Source organism: Bradyrhizobium sp. DN3, from assembly GCF_041357655.1.
In the GTDB taxonomy this organism is placed as follows: domain Bacteria; phylum Pseudomonadota; class Alphaproteobacteria; order Rhizobiales; family Xanthobacteraceae; genus Bradyrhizobium.
This window is the reverse complement of sequence record NZ_JAULLN010000009.1, coordinates 203,183-224,344: the sequence shown is the minus strand read 5'-3', so window position 1 is coordinate 224,344 and position 21,162 is coordinate 203,183. Positions and strand designations below refer to the sequence as shown.

Genomic DNA, 21,162 nt, shown 5'->3' with positions numbered 1-21,162 from the left:
AGGCTTTGCGCCACCCATCGCAACCGCATTGCGATCCTGCTATTGTCGCGCGCCATGACGTCTCGCGACTCTGCCTCTTCTGAAATCACGCCGGCCGTGCTGCTGCGTGCCTATGCCTGCGGCATCTTTCCGATGGCGGAAAGCGCCGACGATCCGACCCTGTTCTGGGTCGAGCCGGAGCTGCGCGGCGTCATCCCGCTGGACGGATTCCGCGTGGCCTCGCGGCTCGCGCGCACGGTGCGTTCGGATGCGTTTCGCGTCACCGTCAACACCGCGTTCAAGGCGACGATCGCCGGCTGCGCGGCGCCGCAAGCCGGGCGCGAGGATACCTGGATCAACAAGCGCATCCGCGACCTCTATGGCGGCCTGTACGAGCTCGGCCATTGCCACAGCGTCGAGGCCTGGCAGGGAGACGACCTCGTCGGCGGGCTCTACGGCGTCAGCTTGGGGCGCGCCTTCTTCGGCGAGAGCATGTTTCACACCGCGCGCGATGCCTCGAAGGTTGCGCTGGTGCACCTGGTCGCGCGGCTCATCCAAGGCGGCTTCGAGCTGCTCGACACGCAATATGTCACCGAGCATTTGAAGAGCTTCGGCGCGGTCGAGATTTCGCGGCGGCGCTACACCGCGCTGCTCGACAAGGCGCTCGCGGGCGAGCCCGGCGATTTCCTGAGGCTCTCTGCCGGTGAGGCGATTCCGGGCGCGCGCGCGCTCGAGATCATCGCCTCGCGACAATGATCGATAGTCGGACTTACCGGCCGAACCCGGGGATACCGAACAAACCTGGCCGCTGCTCTGGTGGCGGAGGCGGCGGCGGGGCCGGTTGCTGCTGCTGGATTGGTGGCAGTGGCTGCGGCGGACGCTGCTGCACCTGCTTGGGCGCAGCCTTCTTCTGCGCAGGCGGCGGTGGCGGGGCCGGCTTGGCCGCGGGGTCCGGCGCGGCGGTGGCAATGGTCTGCTGCGGCTCTTTGCAGTCGGTGAGCCAGATATCGTAGATCGGATGCTCGACGCCGTGCAGGCCGGGGCTTGCGGCATACATCCAGCCCGAGAAGATGCGCTTCACCTCGCCCTGCAAGGTGATCTCGTCGACCTCGACGAAGGCGTCGGTGTTGGTGGCCTCAGTTGCCGGCCGCGTATAGCAGGCGTCGGTCTTGACCCGCAGCGCGCCGAACTGGACGGTCTCGCCGATCTCCTCGTCGAAATTGATGATACGCCCGGTGATCTTGTCGAGGCCGGAGAAGGTCGCCTTCTTGTTCACGATCTTCTGGGCCGGCGGTTCGGTCACGACCTCGTCGCCCGGCTGGAGGCTCGCCGGCGTCTGCGGGACCGTGCCAGGTGCGCCCTTCTGCTGGGGCTGGCGCTGACCCGGCGCGCCTTGCGGACTGGGCGGGGCGATCGCCGCGGAGGGCGGCTGGTTTGGCGGCGCGACGCTGGAGCCCGGCGGCGGCGCCAGGGGCTGGGTCTCGACCGGCCCGGGCATCACATTGCCCTGCCGGCCCGGAGGCGGCGGCATCGGGCGCGACGGCAGCACCCGGCCCTGCGGCGGCAGCTCCGGCACCTCTTCGTCGTCGTCGGGGATCTGCTGCAGCTGCGGCTGGCCGCGTGGAATGTTGCCGGGCGGCCGCAGCGGCGGCGGATCGGAGAAAATCGTGCCGATCTGCGCCTGGGCCGGCGTCGCAACCGTGAGCGCGGTGGCGGCCAGCAGCGCCGCAAGGCCTGTCAGGGAAAGGGTTTTGAACATCTCGCGCGGCTTCAACAGCGAATCGGGCTTGTTGGACATTCTACAGGGGATACCGCCGCTCGCAGGCCCTCCGGTTAACACGGCGAATACGGCGGGGGAAGGGCGGCATCCCTGCTCCGCCCGGCGCCGACTGGCCAGACCGGCTCCCGGATGGGATAGTCGCAAAGACCCTTCCTCGGAGCTGCGGCGGGCGTCGCCCTCCGAAAACGACGTTCCAACCATAACTGGAAACCCAGAGGCCGCCCCCCATGCCCGTTGTGCTCGATCCCGATGCCGCCGCCGTCTATAAGGCGTTCCAGGAGGCCGGCCGGCCCGCCTACGAGACCCTGACTGCACCGGAGGCGCGCGCCTTTTATTCGCAGGCGCGCTTTGCCACCAACCCCGAGCCGCCGGAGCTTGCCCGCGTCGCAGAGCTCGCAATCCCGGCGCCGCATGGTGTGATCCCCGCCCGCCTCTACGTTCCGAAGGAACCGCGCCGGCACGATGGCCTGTCGCCGGCGCTGGTGTTCTTCCACGGCGGCGGCTGGGTGATCGGCGATCTCGACTCCCATGACGTCGTCTGCCGCCAGCTCGCGGTCGAAGGCGCGCTGATCGTGATCTCGGTCGACTATCGCCTTGCGCCCGAGCACAAGTTTCCTGCCGCCATCGAGGACGCCATCGCCGCCACCAAATGGGTCGCCGCGAATGCGCACGAGCTCGACATCGACGCCTCGCGCCTCTCGATCGGCGGCGACAGCGCCGGCGGCAATCTCACCGCGGTCGTGGCACTCGCCGCGCGTGACGCTGGCGGTCCCGCGATCGCGGGCCAGGTCCTGATCTATCCGGCCACCGATTTCGCGATGACGCACGGCTCCCACAGCGAGCCCGAGACCAGCGTGCTGCTGACCCATTCGGTGATCCGCTGGTTCCGCGACCACTATCTCAATGGCGCGGCCGACATCCACGACTGGCGCGCCTCGCCCGCGCGCGCTGCGAGCCTCATTGGCCTGCCACCGGCCTATGTGCTGACCGCCGGCGCCGATCCCCTCCGCGACGAAGGCGACGAATATGCCGAGCGTCTGAAGCAGGCCGGTGTACCCGTGACTACCAAGCACTATCCCGGTCAGTTCCACGGCTTCTTCACGATGGGAAGATTGTTGCAAGAGGCCAACGTCGCCGTGCGCGAGATCGGCGCGTGGCTGAAGGCGCTGGGCTGACGCCGTTCCGCATGCCCTCCGTTCTTCAAACCGTCTTCGCTCTCCCCCTGCGCGGGCTGACATGGCTCGGCGGTCAGGGCACGCGCGCGGTGGCGGCCATCGCGTTCATCGCGGTCGCGGTGCCGCCGCTCGGTGCGCTGCTGCGTCCCTATGTCACCGAGGCGATCTTCCTTCTGCTCTGCATCTCCTTCATGCGCGTCGATCTCGTCGCGCTGTACGGACATCTGCGCCGGCCGGCGCTGGTCGCGGCCGCCACGGCCTGGACCACGATCGGCGTGCCGCTGATCGTCGCCCTGGCCGTTTACGCGACCGGGCTGACCAATAGCTCGCCCGGCCTTGCGCTTGCGCTGATGCTCCAGGGCATGGCCTCGCCGATGATGGCGGCGCCGGCCCTTGCCGCGCTGATGGGCCTCGATGCCACCTTGGTGCTGGTCACGCTGGTGACCTCGACCGCGCTCGTGCCTTTCACCGCCTCGCTGTTCGCCAGCCTCTTTCTCGGCGGCATGCTCAGCATCGCGCCGCTGACGCTCGGCCTGAAGCTGCTCGGCATCCTCGCCGCATCGCTGCTGGCCGCGACGATCATCCGCCGCCTGTTCGGCACCGCAGCGATTCAGCGTCACAAGCGGCCGATCGACGGCATCAACATCGTCATCCTCTTGGTGTTCGCCTCCGCGGTGATGGGCGACGTCGCCACCGACCTCATCACCGATCCCCTGTTCACTATCGCCGTCGCGCTGCTGGCTTTTGCGGTCTATTTCACCCTGCTCGCGGTCACGACGCTGATCTTCCGCCGCATCGGCACCGAGCGCGCCTTCGCGATCGGCCTGATGGTGTCACAGCGCAATCTGGGCCTGATGCTGGCGGCAACCGCCAGCGCGCTGCCGGCCACGACCTGGCTCTATTTCGCGCTGACGCAGTTTCCGATTCATCTCGCGCCGTACCTGCTGATGCCGATCGCCCGGCGCTTGACCGCGCGCCCAGATAGGTCGAGCGGGGCGGCGGCAAACAGCACGACTTAAGCAGTACGCATAATCCAGGATGTCTGCTTTCTCGCGTAATCTGACAGGCGGTTCCAGCTCGGAATGTCGCCTGTGGAACCCGAAGCAGTCATGCGGCATTCAGACACACAACGCCGGTTAACCTTGGTTATTTTTTAATTTTAAATGGGAAATAAAATGTTTTATTTTAAATCGCAGACCGATCGGCGGAGCGCAATCTAAGCGCAACTTAGGAAGAGGAGCGGATCCATGAAGGTCACCTGGGGCGTTCTTTCCGCAGCAGCATTTGCGTTGACTCTGGCGGTGACGACCGTGCCGTCTGCCTCAGCTTGCAACGGCAATGGGAATTGTCCCAGCGCGCCCGGCCAAACGAGGGGAGCCGCCGGACCGATTGCAGGTGCCGGCCTTCCTATTCTCGCGATCGGATACGGCGTGTACTGGCTGGTAAGACGGCGGCGGACCCGCTAGTTGCGTAGTCGTCCCCGCGATCGCTCATATTCGAGCTGATCTGATCGTCAGCTTCTGGGTCCACGGCGGACATTCGCCTTTGCCTCGTAGATGTCCGCTTTTGTGGCAACGCGAACCTCGCCATCCCGCACAAGTTTGCGAGCAAACGCCTGCCCCCGCCTCTGCGGTGATGGGCGACGTTGCCACCGACCTCATCACCGATCCTCTTCACGATCGCCGTCGCGCAATCCTCCTTCGCCGTACCTGCTGATGCCGATCGCACGACGATTGATGGCCCGCACAGATACTTCCAGCGCAGCGGCCGCAGAAGGCCCCACCTAGAACATGCAACGCGATTCGCATCGGAGGTCCGCGGCAAGACTCGCAAGGCTCATGGATTGAGCGGTCTCTTTTTCCTGCACTCCGCCAAGATCCAGTCGCGGAACGCTTGCATGGCGTGCGAAAGCGGCTTCGATTTCAACGACGTGAGCCAATACGATCCGAGATGGACCTTGCTGTCATAAGGACAGACCAGTCGTTTGCGCGACATATCATCCGAAAACAACGCGACCGGCAATAGCGCGACACCGGCGGCTTGAGCTGCCGCATGCGCCAGCGAGACCGATGAATCGAAGGTCGGGCCCGTCATCCGAGGTTGCCGGCATTTCACCGCCTCGAACCACTGTGCCCACTCGCCAATCCGATACGATCGCAACAGCACCTCCTGATGGAGATCGAGCGGCGTTCTCAGTCGCTTCGCGATGGCTGGCGCGCACATCGGCGTGAAGAGGGCATCGACCAGACGCTCGGCGTTCGTTCCGTGCCATGCGCCGTCGCCAAATCGAATGGCATAGTCCAATCCTTCGCCGCCGAGGTCTACGCGATTGTTGTTGGCAAAGATCCTGACGTCGATGTGCGGATGGCCAGAGGTAAAGTTCCTGAGGCGCGGAAGGAGCCAGCCGGACGCGAACGTCCCGACCACGCCGATCGTTAGCATCTCGCGCATTCGACCGTTCTCGAACCGGTCGAGGACCTGATTAATTCGACTGAAAGCGTCCGAGATCGCAGGCAGCAGCGCTTCGCCTTCTTCGGTCAGAGCAAGCCCGCGGGTCAATCGCCTGAAGAGCTTCACGCGCAGACTCTCTTCCAGGATCCGCACCTGCTGGCTCACGGCGGCCTGTGAGACGCGAAGCTCGAGACCGGCCTTGGTGAAGCTGAGATGTCGCGCCGCCGCCTCGAACGAGCGGAGCGCGTTCAACGGCAGGCTGGAAACGTTGGGAGGGCGGCGGGCCACGTCTGATCCAAGTTTTTCTTATGGATGGCCTCACGAAGCATCGTTTGTCAATCGCGAGAGCGCGACGCAAAAACTTGTTCACGATTCCTGGGGAGTTTTCGATGCTTACGCGACGTCAGTTCGGCTCATCAGCATTTGCGTTCGCGGGAAGTCTCTTCCTGCCGGAGATTTCGAGTGCAGCGCCAGTCGGAGCAGAACGACTGATCGAGGCCATCACGCGGCTGGAACTGAAGAGCGGAGGCCGGCTCGGCGTCTCCGTGCTCGACACGAAAACGGGAGCGCTGATACATCACAGGGGAGATGAACGCTTTCCCATGTGCAGCACATTCAAGGTGCTCGCTTCCGCAGCGATACTGAAGGACGCAGGCAGCAGGCTGGATCGCCTCGAACGGCGCGTTCGCATCGAGCAGGCCGACATTGTCGAGAACTCGCCTGTCACCCGTGAGCATGTCGGCGAGGGCATGTCGCTCCTTGAACTCTGCGACGCCGCCATGACGAGGAGTGACAATACCGCCGGGAATCTGCTTTTGAAGAATATCGGCAGCACGGCCGGGCTGACCAGCTTCGCTCGGACTCTCGGCGACGATGTGACGAGATTGGACCGGATCGAACCCGAGTTGAACGAAGCGGCTCCGGGCGATCCTCGCGACACCACGACTCCGAACGCAATGGCCGCAAATTTCAGGCGCTTGCTGCTCGGTGATTTGCTCCTGCCGGAAGCTCGTGATCAGCTCGTGAAATGGCTGGTCGCGAACAAGACCGGGGATAGCCGATTGCGCGCCGGCCTGCCGCAAGGCTGGCGTGTGGGCGACAAGACTGGCGCAGGCGAACACGGCACGACCAACGACGTAGCGATCGTATGGCCGCCTGGGCAGTCGCCGCTGATCATCGCCGTTTACCTCACCGGAGCCGCACTCGATGCGAATGGACGAAACGACGTGATCGCATCGGTCGCACGCGAGATCGGCAAGGGTCTCGGCTGACAATCGCGATTTTTCTTTTCGCCCGGTAAGACCTGCCGCGCCTAGCCTGCCCGCGCCGCGCGCCGCAGCGCCTGCGGCGGCTGGCCGAAGGCGCGGATGAAGGCGCGCCGCATTCGCTCGGGGTCGCCGAATCCGGTCACTTCCGCAACGAGCTCGATCGCCTCGCGCGAGGACTGCACGCGTTCGCGTGCGACCTCGAGCCTGAGCCGCTCGATCGCCTTGGACGGTGTCGTGCCGGTCTCGGCGGCAAAGGCGCGGGCGAAATGTCGTGCGCTCATGCCGGCGCGATCGGCGAGGTCTTCCACCGTCAGCGGCGCGTCGAGATTTTCGCGCGCCCAGGACAACAGCGCGCCGAAGCGCCCGTTCGGCGTCTTCAGCTCCAGCAGCGAGGAGAATTGCGACTGGCCGCCGCTGCGGCGGTGATAGAGCACGAGGTGCCGCGCGGTCTGTTGCGCGATCTCCTCGCCGTGGTCCTCAGTGACCATCGCGAGCGCGAGATCGATGCCGGCGGAGATTCCCGCCGAGGTCCAGACATTGCCGTCGCGGGTAAAAATCTGGTCCGGCTCGAACTTCACCTTGGGATAGCGCGCGACGAAATCGCGCGTCCGCCCCCAATGGGTGGTGGCGCGGCGGCCGTCGAGCAGTCCCGCTTCGGCGAGCACATAGGCGCCCGAACAGACGCTCGCGACCCGCACGCCACGCTTTGCCAGGCGCTGCACGAAGGCGCGCGTGACCTCGCAGCGCGCGGCATCCGCAACGCCCGCGCCGCCGGCCACGACCAGCGTCGTGATCGCATTCGCCGACTTGAAATCACGCGCCATCATCTCGACGCCCGACGAGCTGCGCACGAGGCCCGCCGTCGCCGCCAGCACGCGAATGCCAGGCGGCTTGCCGGTGCAGCGCGCGGCGACCTCGAACGCCGAGATCGGGCCCGCCGCATCGAGCAGCTGAAAGTCCGGGAAGATCAGGATGCCGATCATGGTCATGTCCGAAAGTGAGGGAATTACGCCATTTTGGACAGAAGGGCACCATGCGATCCTGCCGGCGTCAAGCTCATTTTCGGAGGCTCCCATGTCGTCACCGCTCCAGATCGGAATCCTGGTGTTTCCGCGCGTCACCCAGCTCGACTTCACCGGTCCCTTGCAGGTGTTCGCGATGCTTCCCGGCGCCAAACTGCACCTGATCTGGAAGCGGATCGAACCGGTGCCGAGCGATTCCGTCCTGACGCTGACGCCGACCACGACCTTTGCGGACTGTCCGCAACTCGACGTCATCTGTGTGCCCGGCGGCGGCGGCGTCAACAATCTGCTCAATGACGAGGAGGTGCTCGAATTCCTGCGCCGGCAGGCAGAAGGCGCCAAATACGTCACCTCGGTCTGCACCGGAGCGCTGGCGCTCGGCGCGGCCGGCCTGTTGAAGGGCTACCGTGCCGCCACCCACTGGAGCGCGATGGAGATGCTCGGCCGGTTAGGCGCAACGCCGACCAGGACGCGCGTCTCCATCGACCGCAACCGCATCACCGGCGGCGGCGTCACCGCCGGCATCGATTTCGCGCTGACGCTGGTGTCGATCCTGGTTGACCGCACCGCGGCGCAAGCGATTCAGCTCCAGATGGAATACAATCCCGCTCCACCGTTCAACTCCGGCTCGCCCGACACCGCGCCCGCCGAGGTGCTGGCCCTGCTCCGGGAGCGCGGCGCGCAAAACCAGGCGCGCCGACTCGAAGCCGTGAAGCGCGCGGCGGCGCGGGTGATGTAGACGTTCCACCTTCGGTGGTGGAACTGAGGTTTTAGGGGAGGAGTTAAACCCGCACGAAACTCACGGCATCCGGAGCGCAATCATGGAGCATCTCCACTACCCCAATGAAAGCACTGAGTATCGTGCCGCGCGAAATGCGCTGCTGGATGAGGAGATTGCCCTCCGAGCTCAGATTGAGGCCGTTGCCGCCAGGCGTCGCGCGCTACCGCTCGGCGGCGAGGTGCTCCAAGATTACGTCTTCGAACGCATCGGCAAAACGAGCATGCCAGAACAGGTCAGGATGTCGGAGCTATTCGGCCCTCATGAAACGCTGGTTCTGTACAGCTTCATGTATGGGCCGGAGCGCGAGTTGCCCTGCCCCGGCTGCACCCATTTGCTTGACGGGCTCGACGGCGCCGCACGGCATGTCGGCGAGCGTGCAGCGCTTCACATCGTTGCGAAATCGCCGATCGCGCGTCTCGCAGCCTGGGCCCACGAACGAGGTTGGGAACATCTGTCGCTGCTGTCCACGGCCGGCAACACCTTTGATGCGGACTACTTCGGCGACACCTCGAAGTTCTCTAAGGGTATGCGCGCGCAGCACCACGTTCCCGACGGGCAGAATTGGGACGAGACGATCTTCAACGTCTTCAGGAAAGCGAATGGCAAGATCAGGCACTTCTGGGGCTCGGAGATGAGTTTCGCGCCGCCCGCGCCGAAGCAGCATCATCGCGCCGGTGATCTGGTCGATCCGCTCTGGGGCCTGCTCGACATGACGCCTGAAGGCCGCGGCGACTTCTTCCCGAAGGTGCGCTACGACTGAGGCGCACAAACCGGCTGACGAAGTGCCTCAAAGAAAAAGGCCGCTCGGTTTCCCAAGCGGCCTTTCCTGTCTTACGGCGGCTGCACATTCCATCGGGCGATTTCGGAACTTCCAGACCGGGGGCCTATCTCCCGATCGAGTCCTTACTCGGCGGCCGCTGCATCTCGGGACAGTCGCGAACTGTTGCCCGAACCGAACGCGATGGTCTCCCATCTCCGTAAGATGGGACCATTGAGCCGCATCGCTGGCGTGAGCACAACGCCGGCGCATGCGGCATCCCCGCTGTGCCCGTTGTCCACAGCGGTTGCGAGGCGGATGCGCGTGCATCCAGTGGCGAGTGGACAGACCTCAGTTAGTCGGGGTCCAGGGCTGATAGTCGCCGGTCGCCTTCGGCCGCCGGCCGCTGGCGAGCGTCGAGCCCGAAGGACGGTAGGCTTTCGCCGTGCCGGTGAGATTCGGCTGGTGCGGCTTTTCCCACTCGCGCGGCTGGTAGTTAGCCTCGGTCGGCGGCACATCGACGACGTGATGGATCCAGCCGTGCCAGGACGGCGGGATGCGGCTCGCTTCGGCATAGCCGTTATAGACCACCCAGCGCCGCTCGAATCCGAGCGTCGGATCGATCGCCCCGCCGCGGGTCCGATAGTAGAGATTGCCCTGCTCGTCCTGGCCGACCAGCTCCCCGTACCGCTTGGTCCAGAGTTGGGTGCCAAACGTCTGGCCATTCCACCAGGTGAAGAACTTGAGGAAGAATTGTTTCATGCGGCAAGGGCCCTGCTTCGTCGGGTCCTGATGCCATCCGGGCGCAGAAATGTCCAGTTCGGTAGGGGCAGCCATGCTCTCCGCAAATGCGGTGCCCCCGACGCGGGCGTTGCCGCAAATCGGACGCGATCCGTTCATCCCGGGTACAGCGGTCAGGTGAGACGCTTCCTGCACGCATGCAAACCGGCGTGATCCAGGAACCACTGCCATTTCGCAGGGTTGGCTTCCGGGAAAGGAGCTTGATCATGAAAAGTCTGACAGTTTTGAGTGCCGCCGCGGCCATGGCGCTGGTTCTTCCGCTGGCGAGCCCGAGCTTTGCTCAGAATCGTCCTACCGTAGGCGGTGGCGCCCATGTCGGCGGCGGTGGAGGCGGCGGAGGCGGCGCACGCATGGGTGGCGGTGGCGGCGGCAGTTTCGCGGCTGGCCCCGCGGCGCGTCCAAGCGGCGGCAGTTTCGCGGCTGGCCCCGCAGCGCGTCCAAGCGGTGGCAGTTTCGCGGCCGGAACCGCAGTGCGTCCGAGCAGTGGCAGTTTCGCGGCCGGCACGGTGAGCCGACCCGCCATCTCGCCGACCGTCAGCGGCACCAGCGTCGCAACCGCCCCGTCCGGCACTTGGAGCGGCAGTGGCGGCACTTGGAGCGGCGGCTGGCGCCATCATCATCGCGGCGGCTTCTGGCCCGGCTTTGCGGCAGGCGCCGCGATCGGCGGCCTCGGGTCGTACGCCTATTATGGCGGGGGCTATGGCTATTACGACGACCCCTACTACTACGGCGACAGCTACTATGATGAGCCGTCAGTAGCGGTGGTGCCCGACAGCGGCGACGACTCCGCGGCCTATTGCGCGCAGCGCTACAGATCGTACGACCCGGCTTCGGGGACCTATCTCGGTTATGACGGCCAGCGTCATCCCTGCCCCTAAGCCGATCGATGACATTTGAAGCAAAGGCGTCGCAGCGATGCGGCGCCTTTCGCGTGTCGATCGCCCTCATGGGCTTCGCGGAAACTACTCGCCGATTGTGACGCCGCTACCGCGACGCAGGCGGGACCTTTATGCACTGCGCCGTGCATATCTACGTTGACCCAATCCAAAATTGACCCGACCCACGATTCGCGGATATCACAAACTACAGTGGGGACTTCGATTACTCGATTACTGGGAAGTGTCATGCCGCGCATTCTCGTGGTTGATGACGATCCGATGGTCGGCGCGACCATCGAGGTCCTCCTCCAACGTCAGGGCTTCGACGTCACGTTGACCGACGGCGGAGAAGCGGGATTGGCTGCGCTCGAAACACAGACTTTCGACGTGATGCTGGTCGACATCTTCATGCCGCACATGCGCGGCTTCGAGTCCATCCGCATCTTTCACGAGCGCGCGCCCGCCACGCCGCTGATCGCGATGTCCGGCTACGCCTTCGCCTCGTCCGCCTCGCCTTCCCCCGACTTTCTCCGCATGGCGCTGGAGCTCGGCGCGACCCGCTGCCTGCGCAAGCCGTTCACTCCGGACGCGCTGCTGACCACGATCCGGGAATGCCTCACCGGCGCGGGCGGGAGCGCACAGCCGAAGGACAAGAAAGAAGCCCCTTGATCCCAACGCAGCGCGTCATTCTCGGTGCTGGACTTGCCATCCTCCTGATCATCACCGCAGCCTCGATCGCCCTCGACGTCAAGTCGCGGTCCGATGCGGCGTGGGTCAATCACACCGTCCAGGTGCAGAAGAAGATCTCCGATCTGCGCGTGCTGATGCGCCGCGCCGAGAGCGCAGCGCGCGGCTACGAGCTCTATCGCAGCCCGGGCTTCAACGACGAGTTTCAGGCGGTACGCGCCCAGATCGCGCCGGCCCTCGCCGACCTCAAGCGCGACGTGCGCGATAGTCGGGATCAAGTGGCGCTATTGGAGGGCACCGAGCCGCTGGCGCTGCGCCGGGTCGAGATTGCCGCCGCAGCGATGCGCCTGCGTGCCGAGAACGATCAGGCCGGCATTGCCGCGCTCAACAGCAAGGCCGAGGGTCGCGGCCTCATGGACACGGTGATGGGCAATCTCGACCTTTTGAGCGCCGAGGAAGAGCGCCTGCTCACAGCGCGCTCCCAGGACTCGCGCCGCACCGGGACCGTGCTGCTCGGCATCGACGTTGCAGGCGCCGTGCTGATCCTGCTCCTGGTCGCGCTGGTGATGCGCGAGAGCCAGCGCGCCACGGTACAGCTCCAGAGCACGCTGACAGAGACCACGGCCGCCAAAGAGGCACTCGAGGCGGCGGTGGCCGAGCGCACCGAGCATCTTGTCGCAGCCCATGACGAACTGCGCCTGTCGGTCAACGTGCTCCAGAGCACCTTTCGCAGCATGGCGGAAGCGGTGCTGGTCATCGATACCGAGGGCGCCGTCCTACTGTCCAATCCGGCCGCCGAGCGCATCTTGTTACATCGCGCCGGCATGAATTTGCGCAATCTGCGCGCGCTGTCCGACGTCTATCACGGCGACGGCGTCACGCCGCTGAAGGCCGACGAGCTGCCGTCGACGCGCGTGCTGCGCGGCGAGCACTTCGAAGAGCTGGAGATGATCGTCCGCCCGCACGGCGGCAATCCTCCCCGCCATCTCATGATCAGCGGCCGGCCGATGCTGGACGGGCAAGGCAATATCTCGGGCGCGGTGCTGGTCTATCATGATGCGACCACCTCGCGCGAGACCGAGCGGCAGCTGTACCAGTCGCAGAAGCTGGATGCGATCGGCAAGCTGACCGGCGGCGTCGCGCACGACTTCAACAACATGCTGACCGTGATCTCCGGCAACACCGAGACGCTGGTGGAGAGCCTGATCGGCCAGCCCGAGCTCCAGCGCACGGCACGGCTGATCGACGATGCCGCCGAGCGCTGCGCCGAGCTGATCCAGCATTTGCTGGCGTTCGCGCGCAGGCAGCCGCTCCAGCCGCGCAACGTCGAGATCAGCACTGCGGTCGCGGACATCGCAAAACTGCTTCGCCCTACCCTCGGCGAGCAGATCCAGATCGAGACCGTGCTGGAACAGGGGCCGATGACGACGCACATCGATCCGTCTCGGCTCACCAATGCCGTGCTCAACATGGCGATCAACGCCCGCGACGCCATGCCGAACGGCGGCAAGCTGCTGTTCGAGGCCCATCGGGTCGCGCTCGACGAGGCCTATGCGCAGAACAATCCGGACGTGCGGCCTGGTCCTTACGTGATGCTCGCCGTCAGCGATACCGGCACCGGCATGCCGGCCGAAGTCCAGCAGAAGGCGTTCGAGCCGTTCTTCACCACCAAGGAGGTCGGCAAGGGCTCGGGCCTCGGCCTGTCCATGGTCTATGGCTTCGTCAAGCAGTCCGGCGGCCACATCAAGATCTACAGCGAGGAAGGCCACGGCACCACGATCAAGCTCTATCTGCCGCCGGGCGAAGGCACGGCGGACATGGCGGCTCCCGTCGCGCCGCAGGCCGAAGGCGGCGCCGAGACCATTTTCGTGGTCGAGGACGACACGCTGGTGCGCAACTTCGTCACCGCGCAGCTCCAGAGCCTCGGCTACAAGGCGGTGGCCGCGCCCGACAGCCGGGCCGCGCTGCAATTGATCGAGGCCGGCCAGCCGTTCGATCTGCTCTTCACCGACATCGTCATTCCCGGCGGCATGAGCGGCCGCGAGCTCGCCGAGGAGGTGGCCAAGCGCCGGCCGGGCCTGAAGGTGCTCTATACCTCCGGCTACACCGACAACGCCATCGTCCACCACGGCAAGCTCGACGACGGCGTGATGCTGCTGACAAAACCCTACCGCCGCAACCAGCTCGCCGAGATGATCAGGAAGGCATTGAACGGCGGGATGGCGGCGAGCTAGCGCGAGATGCGCTTTGCTAGATCGATGCGGTCGCCCCGAATTCGGATCACCTCTCCCGAAGGGAGAGGTGAAGATCTCAGCGCGTCGCCAGCACGACGGCTCCAAGCGTGAAGATCAGCGCCGCGATCTGCCCTGCCCCGAGCGGCTCGCCGAGCGCGATCGCCGAGGTGACGACACCGATCACAGGCACCGCCATGGTACCGATCGCGGCGACCGAGGCCGGCAGGCGCGCCAGCGCGGCGAACCAGCTGACATAGGCGATGCAGAACTGCCCGACGACCGAATAGACCAGCAGCCACCAGCCGACCGGCGTCACCTGCGAAAGATGCGTGGTCTCAATCAAGAGGCCGATGATCGAGATCGGCAGGCAGCCGATCCCGATCTGCCAGGCCGCGGCCGTGATCGGCGGCAGGTGGATCGGGTACTTCTTCGAGAACACCGTGCCGACGGCAAAGCCGAGCGCGCCGCACAGCGCCATGATGATGCCCGGCAGCTTTTCTGCGCTGGCAGCAATGCCGTTACCGCCCATGATCGAGGCGAGGCCGGCAAAGGCCATTAACAGCCCCAGCGTGCGCAAGACCGTCGGCCGCTCACCCAGCACCGGCCAGGCGATGATCGAGGCCCAGACCGGCATGGTGTAGGCGATCAACGCCGCCTCGCTCGCCGGCAGCCAGAGCAGCGCCAGGCCCATCAGCACCATCCAGCCGGTAACGTTGAGCACGGCGGCGGTCAGTAAGCGCGGCCAGATCGCGCCGTCCACCCGCAGGCTCTGCCGGCGCATCACCGCAAGGAACGCCAGCAGCACGGCGCCGAGCACGCCGGTCACCCCGCGTAGCGTCAGCGGCGGCAGCTCGGCGAGCAAAAATTTCGTCACCGGCCAGTTGAAGCCCCAACCGATCGAGGTAATCGCGAGGAACATCAGGCCGGCGGGGGCGATGCGCGGTCGCTGCACCGGCCTCGTCGAATCATGCATGGGGGCAGTCCGGCAAAATCGGGCTCAGCTTGGCGCGGATTCGCGGCGCAAACCACCGCCTTGGCGGGCATGCCTGCCCTCACCTTCCGTAGGGCTACGTGAGTCCCACTGACGCAATCCCATCGCCCAAAAATATAGCTGCCCTGTGAACAGCGGGATGAAGCGCCTGCTGCATCACGGCATGCAAATTTTTTCGGTTGGGAATCCCTGAGGACTCACTGATACTTGGCTCCACAACAGGCGCGGCCGAGACCCCTGTTATCCCCCACAATCCACCATATTTAGTATTTGATTCAGGAACTCGCACTACTTCTTGACGGGCGCAACGGAGAGTCCTAGCTTTCGGACCGTTCGGCGCGAGTGAGTTTGCGTCCCGCCGGCACTCCCCCAAAGGGTCTCGCAAATCTCAGCTCCGCCGGCCAGCCAAAGGCAGCGGGATGAGGGCTTGTCTGCCCTCGGATAGCGGACTTTTCGGGCGCCAGAACGGGCCGGCAACAGGCTCGCATGGCAAACGGCTGAAGTGACGGTGTGGGCGTTGAACGCATGTCGGGCGCATCCCCTTGGGGGCGGATGGGTCTGGGCATGCCGGCGGATGTTAGGTGCGTGCACCGAACAATCGCGTCGGGAGAAAAAGGGCCGGGTTCACCGGCTGAACTGCGATGCCCAGAGGCCGAACGGCCAAAAGGACTCGCGAAGCGAAATGTCGACCGGGACGCCTGAACGGAGGCGGTTCGGTCAAAGATAAGGACGGGGCAAGACCATGCGGATTGAGCGGCGCCACACCACGGTAGGACAGTCACCTTATGCGGGAATCGATTTCCGGCTGACCACGTCGGAGATTCGCAATCCCGACGGCTCGGTCGTGTTCAAGCTGGACAATGTCGAGGTGCCGACCGAATGGTCGCAGGTCGCCTCCGACGTGCTGGCCCAGAAGTACTTCCGCAAGGCCGGCGTCGCCGCGCGCCTGAAGAAGGTCGAGGAGGAATCCGTCCCCTCCTTCCTGTGGCGCTCCGTGCCCGACACCGAGGCGCTTTCCGCCCTGCCCGAGAAAGAGCGCTATGTCAGCGAGCTCAGCGCAAAACAGGTGTTCGACCGCCTCGCCGGCTGCTGGACCTATTGGGGCTGGAAGGGCGGCTATTTCTCCACGGATGAAGACGCGCAGGCCTTCTACGACGAGCTCCGCTACATGCTCGCCATGCAGATGGTCGCGCCGAACTCGCCGCAATGGTTCAACACCGGCTTGCACTGGGCCTATGGCATCGACGGCCCCGGCCAGGGCCATTATTACGTCGACCCCTTCACCGGCAAGCTGACCAAGTCCAAGTCGGCCTATGAGCATCCGCAGCCGCACGCCTGCTTCATCCAGGGCGTCGGTGACGACCTCGTCAACGAGGGCGGCATCATGGACCTCTGGGTCCGCGAAGCCCGCCTGTTCAAATACGGCTCCGGCACCGGCTCCAATTTTTCGCGCCTGCGCGGTGAAGGTGAGAAACTCTCGGGCGGCGGCCGCTCGAGCGGCCTGATGAGCTTCCTCAAGATCGGTGACCGCGCGGCCGGCGCCATCAAGAGCGGCGGCACCACCCGCCGCGCCGCCAAGATGGTCGTCGTCGACGTCGATCACCCCGACATCGAGACCTATATCGACTGGAAGGTGAAGGAGGAGCAGAAGGTCGCCGCCCTCGTCACCGGATCCAAGATCAACCAGAAGCACCTCAAGGCGGTGCTGAAGGCTTGCGTCAACTGCGAAGGCTCGGGCGACGACTGCTTCGATCCCGAGAAGAACCCAGCGCTGCGCCGCGAGATCAAGCTCGCGCGCCGCAGCCTCGTGCCCGACAATTACATCAAGCGCGTCATCCAGTTTGCCAAGCAGGGCTACAAGGACATCCAGTTCGACACCTACGACACCGACTGGGATTCGGAAGCCTATCTCACGGTGTCGGGCCAGAACTCCAACAACTCGGTCTCGCTGAAGGACGACTTCCTCCGCGCGGTCGAGACCGACGGCGACTGGAATCTGAACGCCCGCACCTCCAAGAAGGTGACGAAGACGCTGAAGGCACGCGACCTCTGGGAGAAGATCGGCTACGCCGCCTGGGCCTCGGCCGACCCGGGCTTGCACTTCAACACCACGATGAACGACTGGCACACCTGCAAGGCGTCCGGCGACATCCGCGCGTCCAATCCGTGCTCGGAATACATGTTCCTGGACGACACGGCGTGCAACCTCGCTTCCGCCAATTTGCTGACGTTCTACAACACCACGACCAAGCTGTTCGACGTCGCAGGCTACGAGCATCTCTGCCGGCTCTGGACCCTCGTGCTCGAAATCTCGGTGATGATGGCCCAGTTCCCGTCGAAGGCGATCGCCGAGCTCTCCTACGAGTTCCGCACGCTCGGCCTCGGCTACGCCAATATCGGCGGCCTCTTGATGACCATGGGCCTGCCCTATGACAGCAAGGAAGGCCGCGCGCTCTGCGGCGCGCTGACCGCCGTCATGACCGGCATCACCTACAAGACCTCGGCCGAGATCGCGGCCGAGCTCGGCACCTTCCCCGGCTACAAGAAGAACGCCGCGCACATGCTGCGCGTGATCCGCAACCACCGCCGCGCCGCGCATGGCGAGGCCTCCGGCTATGAGCAGCTCTCGGTCAACCCGGTGCCGCTCGATCACGCTTCGTGCCCGCAACAAGACCTGGTCGCGCATGCCAAGGCGGCCTGGGATGCGGCGCTTGCGCTCGGCGAGCAGCACGGCTATCGCAACGCCCAGACCACCGTCATCGCGCCGACCGGCACGATCGGCCTCGTGATGGACTGCGACACCACCGGCATCGAGCCCGACTTCGCGCTGGTGAAGTTCAAGAAGCTCGCCGGCGGCGGCTACTTCAAGATCATCAACCGCGCGGTCCCCGCAGCGCTGCGTGCGCTCGGCTATCGCGAGAGCGAGATCGCGGAGATCGAGGCCTATGCCGTCGGCCACGGCTCGCTCTCCAACGCGCCGGGCATCAACGCCTCGACCCTCAAGGCGAAGGGCTTCACCGATGAAGCCATCGCCAAGGTCGAAAAGGCCCTGCCGACCGCCTTCGACATCAAGTTCGCCTTCAACAAGTGGACCTTTGGCGAAGACTTCATCCGCGACCAGCTCGGCATCGGCGCTGAAGCCATTGCCGCGCCGGGCTTCGACCTGCTCCAGGCCGTCGGCTTCACCAAGCGCGAGATCGAGGCGGCCAACGTCCACATCTGCGGCGCGATGACGGTGGAAGGTGCCCCGCACCTCAAGGCCGAGCACTATCCGGTGTTCGACTGCGCCAATCCCTGCGGCAAGGTCGGCAAGCGCTATTTGTCGGTCGAGAGCCACATCCGCATGATGGCGGCAGCGCAGCCCTTTATCTCGGGTGCGATCTCCAAGACCATCAACATGCCGAACGACGCCACGGTGGAGGACTGCAAGTCCGCCTACATGCTGTCGTGGAAGCTCGCGCTGAAAGCCAACGCGCTCTATCGCGACGGCTCCAAGCTCAGCCAGCCGCTCAACTCGCAGCTCATCAGCGACGATGAGGACGAGGACGACGCGGTCGAGCAGCTCTATGAGAAGCCGATGGCCGCGCGTGCGACCCAGGTCTCGGAAAAGATCGTCGAGAAGCTGGTCGAGCGCATCATCGTGATGCGCGAGCGCGAGAAGATGCCTGACCGACGCAAGGGCTACACCCAGAAGGCGGTGGTCGGCGGCCACAAGGTCTATCTTCGCACCGGCGAGTATGACGACGGCCGTCTCGGCGAGATCTTCATCGACATGCACAAGGAAGGCGCGGCGCTCCGCTCCTTCATCAACAACTTCGCCATCGCGGTCTCGCTCGGCCTGCAATACGGCGTGCCGCTGGACGAATATGTCGACGCCTTCACCTTCACCCGCTTCGAGCCGGCGGGCCCCGTGCAGGGCAACGACAGCATCAAATACGCGACCTCGATCCTCGACTACGTCTTCCGCGAGCTCGCGGTGAGCTACCTCTCTCGCTTCGACCTCGCCCACGTCGATCCCAACGAGACGGGCTTTGACGCGCTCGGCAAGGGCGTCGAGGAAGGCAAGGAGCCGGACGAGGACGGCGGCCAGCACGCGACAAAACTGGTCTCGCGCGGCCTCACCCGCTCCCGCACCGACAACCTGTTCGTGATGCGCGGCGGCACCACCGCAGTCTCGCAAGGCAACGACAGCGCTCCCGCCGGCGGCAGCAAGGTCACGGCGCTGGCCTCGCACGGCACCTCAGCCCGTGTCGGCGACGCCCTCGAAGGCGCCGTCGCCCTGAAGCAGGAGGCGAGCCACGACCTCTCCCCGACGGAGAAGCTCGAGCAGCTGCAGTGGAGCAAGGCCGGCACCGCCGCGACCGCCGCCCCCTCTAAGGCCGAGCGTCGCGCAGAGGCCAAGGCCAAGGGCTACGAGGGCGAGATGTGCTCAGAGTGCGGCAACTTCACGCTGGTGCGGAATGGCACCTGCATGAAGTGCGATACTTGCGGAAGTACGACGGGGTGTTCGTAATCCAGGAAAGCGCATGGAAACTGCACTTGTCCTTTGGAACTCGTACGGCAAGGATATAGTCCTTGCCGTACTCGGCATTTTAGGTGGCGGGATTATTTCATTTTTCTTTTACAGACGGTCTTTGCAACGAACCGAGTTAAGTTTTGCGTGCGAATATTCTCGCTTTATTTGGTTTCGAATTCCTGCATTTTCCGATGTTACGCTATTCTATAAACAGCGGCAGCTTCGCGATCCGCGACGCGTATTGTTCTTCATTTGGAACAGCGGCAATACGACCATCGATGGCACCGCGATCGCCACGGCCGATCCGCTGCGATTGAGAGCCGGGAATGTGCAGATCATCAACGCGGCGATAATAAAAGCAACCCGCGATGTAATTTGCACGACCGCGCACTTGGACGCCGCAGGGGACGTAACGATCAGCTTCGATTACTTGGATGCCGGAGATGGGTTTACTATAGAAATTCTCTATGACGTTGTTGAAAAACAAAAGGGCGCGAACACGTGCCCCGAACTGCTTGGAACGATCAAAGGAATTAAGAGCTCGCCGGTTAACCGCGACATTGCTTTTGAAAATCGAGCGCTGAAACGTTTTGGCCAATCTACAGCGCTACTTCTGTTGCTGTTTGCTTCGGCCGCCCTGCTGTTTTTTCAAATTTACGAAATCACGAGCGAAAAAACTTGGTTCCTACTGATTCCAAAGGTTCTCACGGCGTGCCTCTTGTTTCTTGCGGCGATCGGAATGGTCATCGCGCTACTTTCTTCCCTAAGAAGCTACCGAATTCCCATGAGCCTCAAAATTCCTGATGAAGCAGACAGTTTTCCAACATCGTACAATGAACTCGTCGAGAAAATAGATCACGGCAATCAACTGCTCACCGCACAGAATCTCGAGATGCAAGAAGATGCACGGCGCTCACGAGCGAGCTAGCTCGTAGGATAGATAGAGCTTGTAAAACCTATCATTCGACGATGATGGGTTTCGCTCCGCTCTACCTATCCTACGAGCTGCTGGTCAATTCGAGTCAAGACGAGGCGGAATGGCATGAAGTGTCCTCATTGTACCATTCATTTCCATGAAAACTGGTTTGTGGACTATCTCCGACGCGGCCAAGATTTGTTGAGGGACAATTTAGGCGACGCTGCCGGAGCTTGGATGTACCGCAACTGCGTTTGCCCAGAATGCTCCGAAGTGACTATTGAGGTGACCATTGGTGCAAATCGACAGCCGCTTGGACCATGGCGTCAAATTTTTCCGACCGGCGCGAATCGAGGTCCGGCACCTGCTGAAGTGCCAGCGAATATCTCCAACGACTACGTCGAGGCATGCAACGTTCTTCCGATCAGTTCGAAGGCGTCTGCGGCCCTCTCGCGGCGCTGCCTCCAGAACATATTGCGCGCGGCCGGCTACAAGGACAAAGACTTAGCTCGTGAAATCGAGCAGTTGCTGGATGAGGCCGATCCGAAGAAAGCACTGCCGAGCAAGCTTCGTGAAACCATCGATGCGATCCGCAACTTTGGAAATTTTTCCGCCCATCCCATCAACGATAAGACCACCCTTCAGCTGATCGAGGTCGAGCCTCACGAGGCGGAGTGGTGTCTCGAAGTAATCGAAGAACTGTTCGACCACTTTTACGTGGGCCCGGCGGTTGCCGCGGCGAAAAAGGCTTCGCTTAATGCGAAGCTCATAGCTGGGGGCAAGCCTGCTGCGAAGTAAGTCTCGTCGCGTAAGCCAACGGCCCTGACCGGATTGCAGCTCGTAGGATGGGTAGAGCCCTTGCGAAACCCATCATTCGCGGATCGACATTGATGGGTTTCGCTCCGCTCGACCCATCCTACGGACCT

At 64.0% G+C, this 21,162-nt stretch carries 17 protein-coding genes; 12 read left to right on the top strand and 5 right to left on the bottom strand.

The window, feature by feature from the left end; all coding sequences use genetic code 11:
* Window positions 1-54 precede the first annotated feature (54 nt).
* The gene (gene aat, locus AAE027_RS16215; RefSeq protein ID WP_370990319.1) at window positions 55-735 is read left to right on the top strand and encodes a leucyl/phenylalanyl-tRNA--protein transferase; all 681 of its coding nucleotides are present in this window, start codon (window positions 55-57) and stop codon (window positions 733-735) included.
* A 13-nt stretch (window positions 736-748) separates the two neighbouring features.
* Here aat and AAE027_RS16210 read toward each other — a convergent pair whose 3' ends face one another.
* Complete coding sequence (locus AAE027_RS16210) at window positions 749-1,777, bottom strand: DUF2155 domain-containing protein (protein ID WP_370990318.1); 1,029 nt, start codon at window positions 1,775-1,777, stop codon at window positions 749-751.
* A gap of 209 nt (window positions 1,778-1,986) precedes the next feature.
* Here AAE027_RS16210 and AAE027_RS16205 point away from each other — a divergent pair, with 209 nt between their 5' ends.
* Both AAE027_RS16205 and AAE027_RS16200 read left to right on the top strand, forming a co-directional pair.
* Complete coding sequence (locus tag AAE027_RS16205) at window positions 1,987-2,934, top strand: alpha/beta hydrolase (protein WP_370990317.1); 948 nt, start codon at window positions 1,987-1,989, stop codon at window positions 2,932-2,934.
* A gap of 11 nt (window positions 2,935-2,945) precedes the next feature.
* A complete protein-coding gene (locus tag AAE027_RS16200; protein ID WP_370990354.1) occupies window positions 2,946-3,953 on the top strand; it encodes a Na+-dependent transporter in 1,008 nt (335 codons plus the stop codon).
* Between the two features lie 817 nt (window positions 3,954-4,770).
* On the opposite strand, the gene AAE027_RS16195 is transcribed toward AAE027_RS16200, so the two are convergent.
* Window positions 4,771-5,673, bottom strand: a complete 903-nt coding sequence (locus tag AAE027_RS16195) for a LysR substrate-binding domain-containing protein (protein WP_370990316.1) — start codon at window positions 5,671-5,673, stop codon at window positions 4,771-4,773.
* Between the two features lie 101 nt (window positions 5,674-5,774).
* Between AAE027_RS16195 and bla the strand changes: the two genes are divergently transcribed.
* Window positions 5,775-6,656: a class A beta-lactamase gene (gene bla, locus AAE027_RS16190; RefSeq protein ID WP_370990353.1), complete on the top strand. Its 882-nt coding sequence runs from the start codon at window positions 5,775-5,777 to the stop codon at window positions 6,654-6,656.
* A 41-nt stretch (window positions 6,657-6,697) separates the two neighbouring features.
* Here the strand turns inward: bla and AAE027_RS16185 are convergent, their stop codons facing one another.
* Window positions 6,698-7,636 (bottom strand): GlxA family transcriptional regulator, encoded by a 939-nt coding sequence (locus AAE027_RS16185; protein ID WP_370990315.1) that lies wholly within the window; start codon window positions 7,634-7,636, stop codon window positions 6,698-6,700.
* Between the two features lie 91 nt (window positions 7,637-7,727).
* On the opposite strand from AAE027_RS16185, the gene AAE027_RS16180 reads away from it, so the two are divergent.
* Together AAE027_RS16180 and AAE027_RS16175 are read left to right on the top strand one after the other, a co-directional pair.
* Window positions 7,728-8,414 carry a DJ-1/PfpI family protein gene (locus AAE027_RS16180; protein WP_370990314.1) on the top strand — a complete coding sequence of 229 codons (687 nt, stop codon included), beginning with the start codon at window positions 7,728-7,730 and terminating at the stop codon, window positions 8,412-8,414.
* A gap of 82 nt (window positions 8,415-8,496) precedes the next feature.
* Entirely contained in the window at window positions 8,497-9,216 is a 720-nt protein-coding gene (locus tag AAE027_RS16175) for a DUF899 family protein (protein ID WP_091888168.1), read from the top strand.
* Window positions 9,217-9,564: 348 nt separating this feature from the next.
* Here the strand turns inward: AAE027_RS16175 and AAE027_RS16170 are convergent, their stop codons facing one another.
* A complete protein-coding gene (locus AAE027_RS16170; RefSeq protein WP_370990313.1) occupies window positions 9,565-9,975 on the bottom strand; it encodes an NADH:ubiquinone oxidoreductase subunit NDUFA12 in 411 nt (136 codons plus the stop codon).
* Window positions 9,976-10,220: 245 nt separating this feature from the next.
* Here AAE027_RS16170 and AAE027_RS16165 point away from each other — a divergent pair, with 245 nt between their 5' ends.
* The 3 genes from AAE027_RS16165 (at window position 10,221) to AAE027_RS16155 (ending at window position 13,813) form a co-directional block, all read left to right on the top strand.
* Window positions 10,221-10,892 carry a BA14K family protein gene (locus tag AAE027_RS16165; protein ID WP_370990312.1) on the top strand — a complete coding sequence of 224 codons (672 nt, stop codon included), beginning with the start codon at window positions 10,221-10,223 and terminating at the stop codon, window positions 10,890-10,892.
* Between the two features lie 246 nt (window positions 10,893-11,138).
* Entirely contained in the window at window positions 11,139-11,561 is a 423-nt protein-coding gene (locus AAE027_RS16160) for a response regulator (RefSeq protein ID WP_091888060.1), read from the top strand.
* Complete coding sequence (locus AAE027_RS16155) at window positions 11,558-13,813, top strand: CHASE3 domain-containing protein (protein WP_370990311.1); 2,256 nt, start codon at window positions 11,558-11,560, stop codon at window positions 13,811-13,813. The genes AAE027_RS16160 and AAE027_RS16155 overlap by 4 nt, the downstream gene beginning before the upstream one ends.
* Before the next feature lie 76 nt (window positions 13,814-13,889).
* Here the strand turns inward: AAE027_RS16155 and AAE027_RS16150 are convergent, their stop codons facing one another.
* The gene (locus tag AAE027_RS16150) at window positions 13,890-14,786 is read right to left on the bottom strand and encodes a DMT family transporter (protein WP_370990309.1); all 897 of its coding nucleotides are present in this window, start codon (window positions 14,784-14,786) and stop codon (window positions 13,890-13,892) included.
* Window positions 14,787-15,546: 760 nt separating this feature from the next.
* Here AAE027_RS16150 and AAE027_RS16145 point away from each other — a divergent pair.
* The 3 genes from AAE027_RS16145 to AAE027_RS16135 all read left to right on the top strand — a co-directional run bounded on the left by AAE027_RS16145 (window position 15,547) and on the right by AAE027_RS16135 (window position 21,034).
* The gene (locus AAE027_RS16145; protein ID WP_370990308.1) at window positions 15,547-19,317 is read left to right on the top strand and encodes a vitamin B12-dependent ribonucleotide reductase; all 3,771 of its coding nucleotides are present in this window, start codon (window positions 15,547-15,549) and stop codon (window positions 19,315-19,317) included.
* 13 nt (window positions 19,318-19,330) lie between these two features.
* Window positions 19,331-20,248, top strand: a complete 918-nt coding sequence (locus tag AAE027_RS16140) for a hypothetical protein (RefSeq protein ID WP_370990307.1) — start codon at window positions 19,331-19,333, stop codon at window positions 20,246-20,248.
* Between the two features lie 225 nt (window positions 20,249-20,473).
* Window positions 20,474-21,034 (top strand): DUF4145 domain-containing protein, encoded by a 561-nt coding sequence (locus tag AAE027_RS16135; RefSeq protein WP_370990306.1) that lies wholly within the window; start codon window positions 20,474-20,476, stop codon window positions 21,032-21,034.
* Window positions 21,035-21,162: the final 128 nt, after the last annotated feature.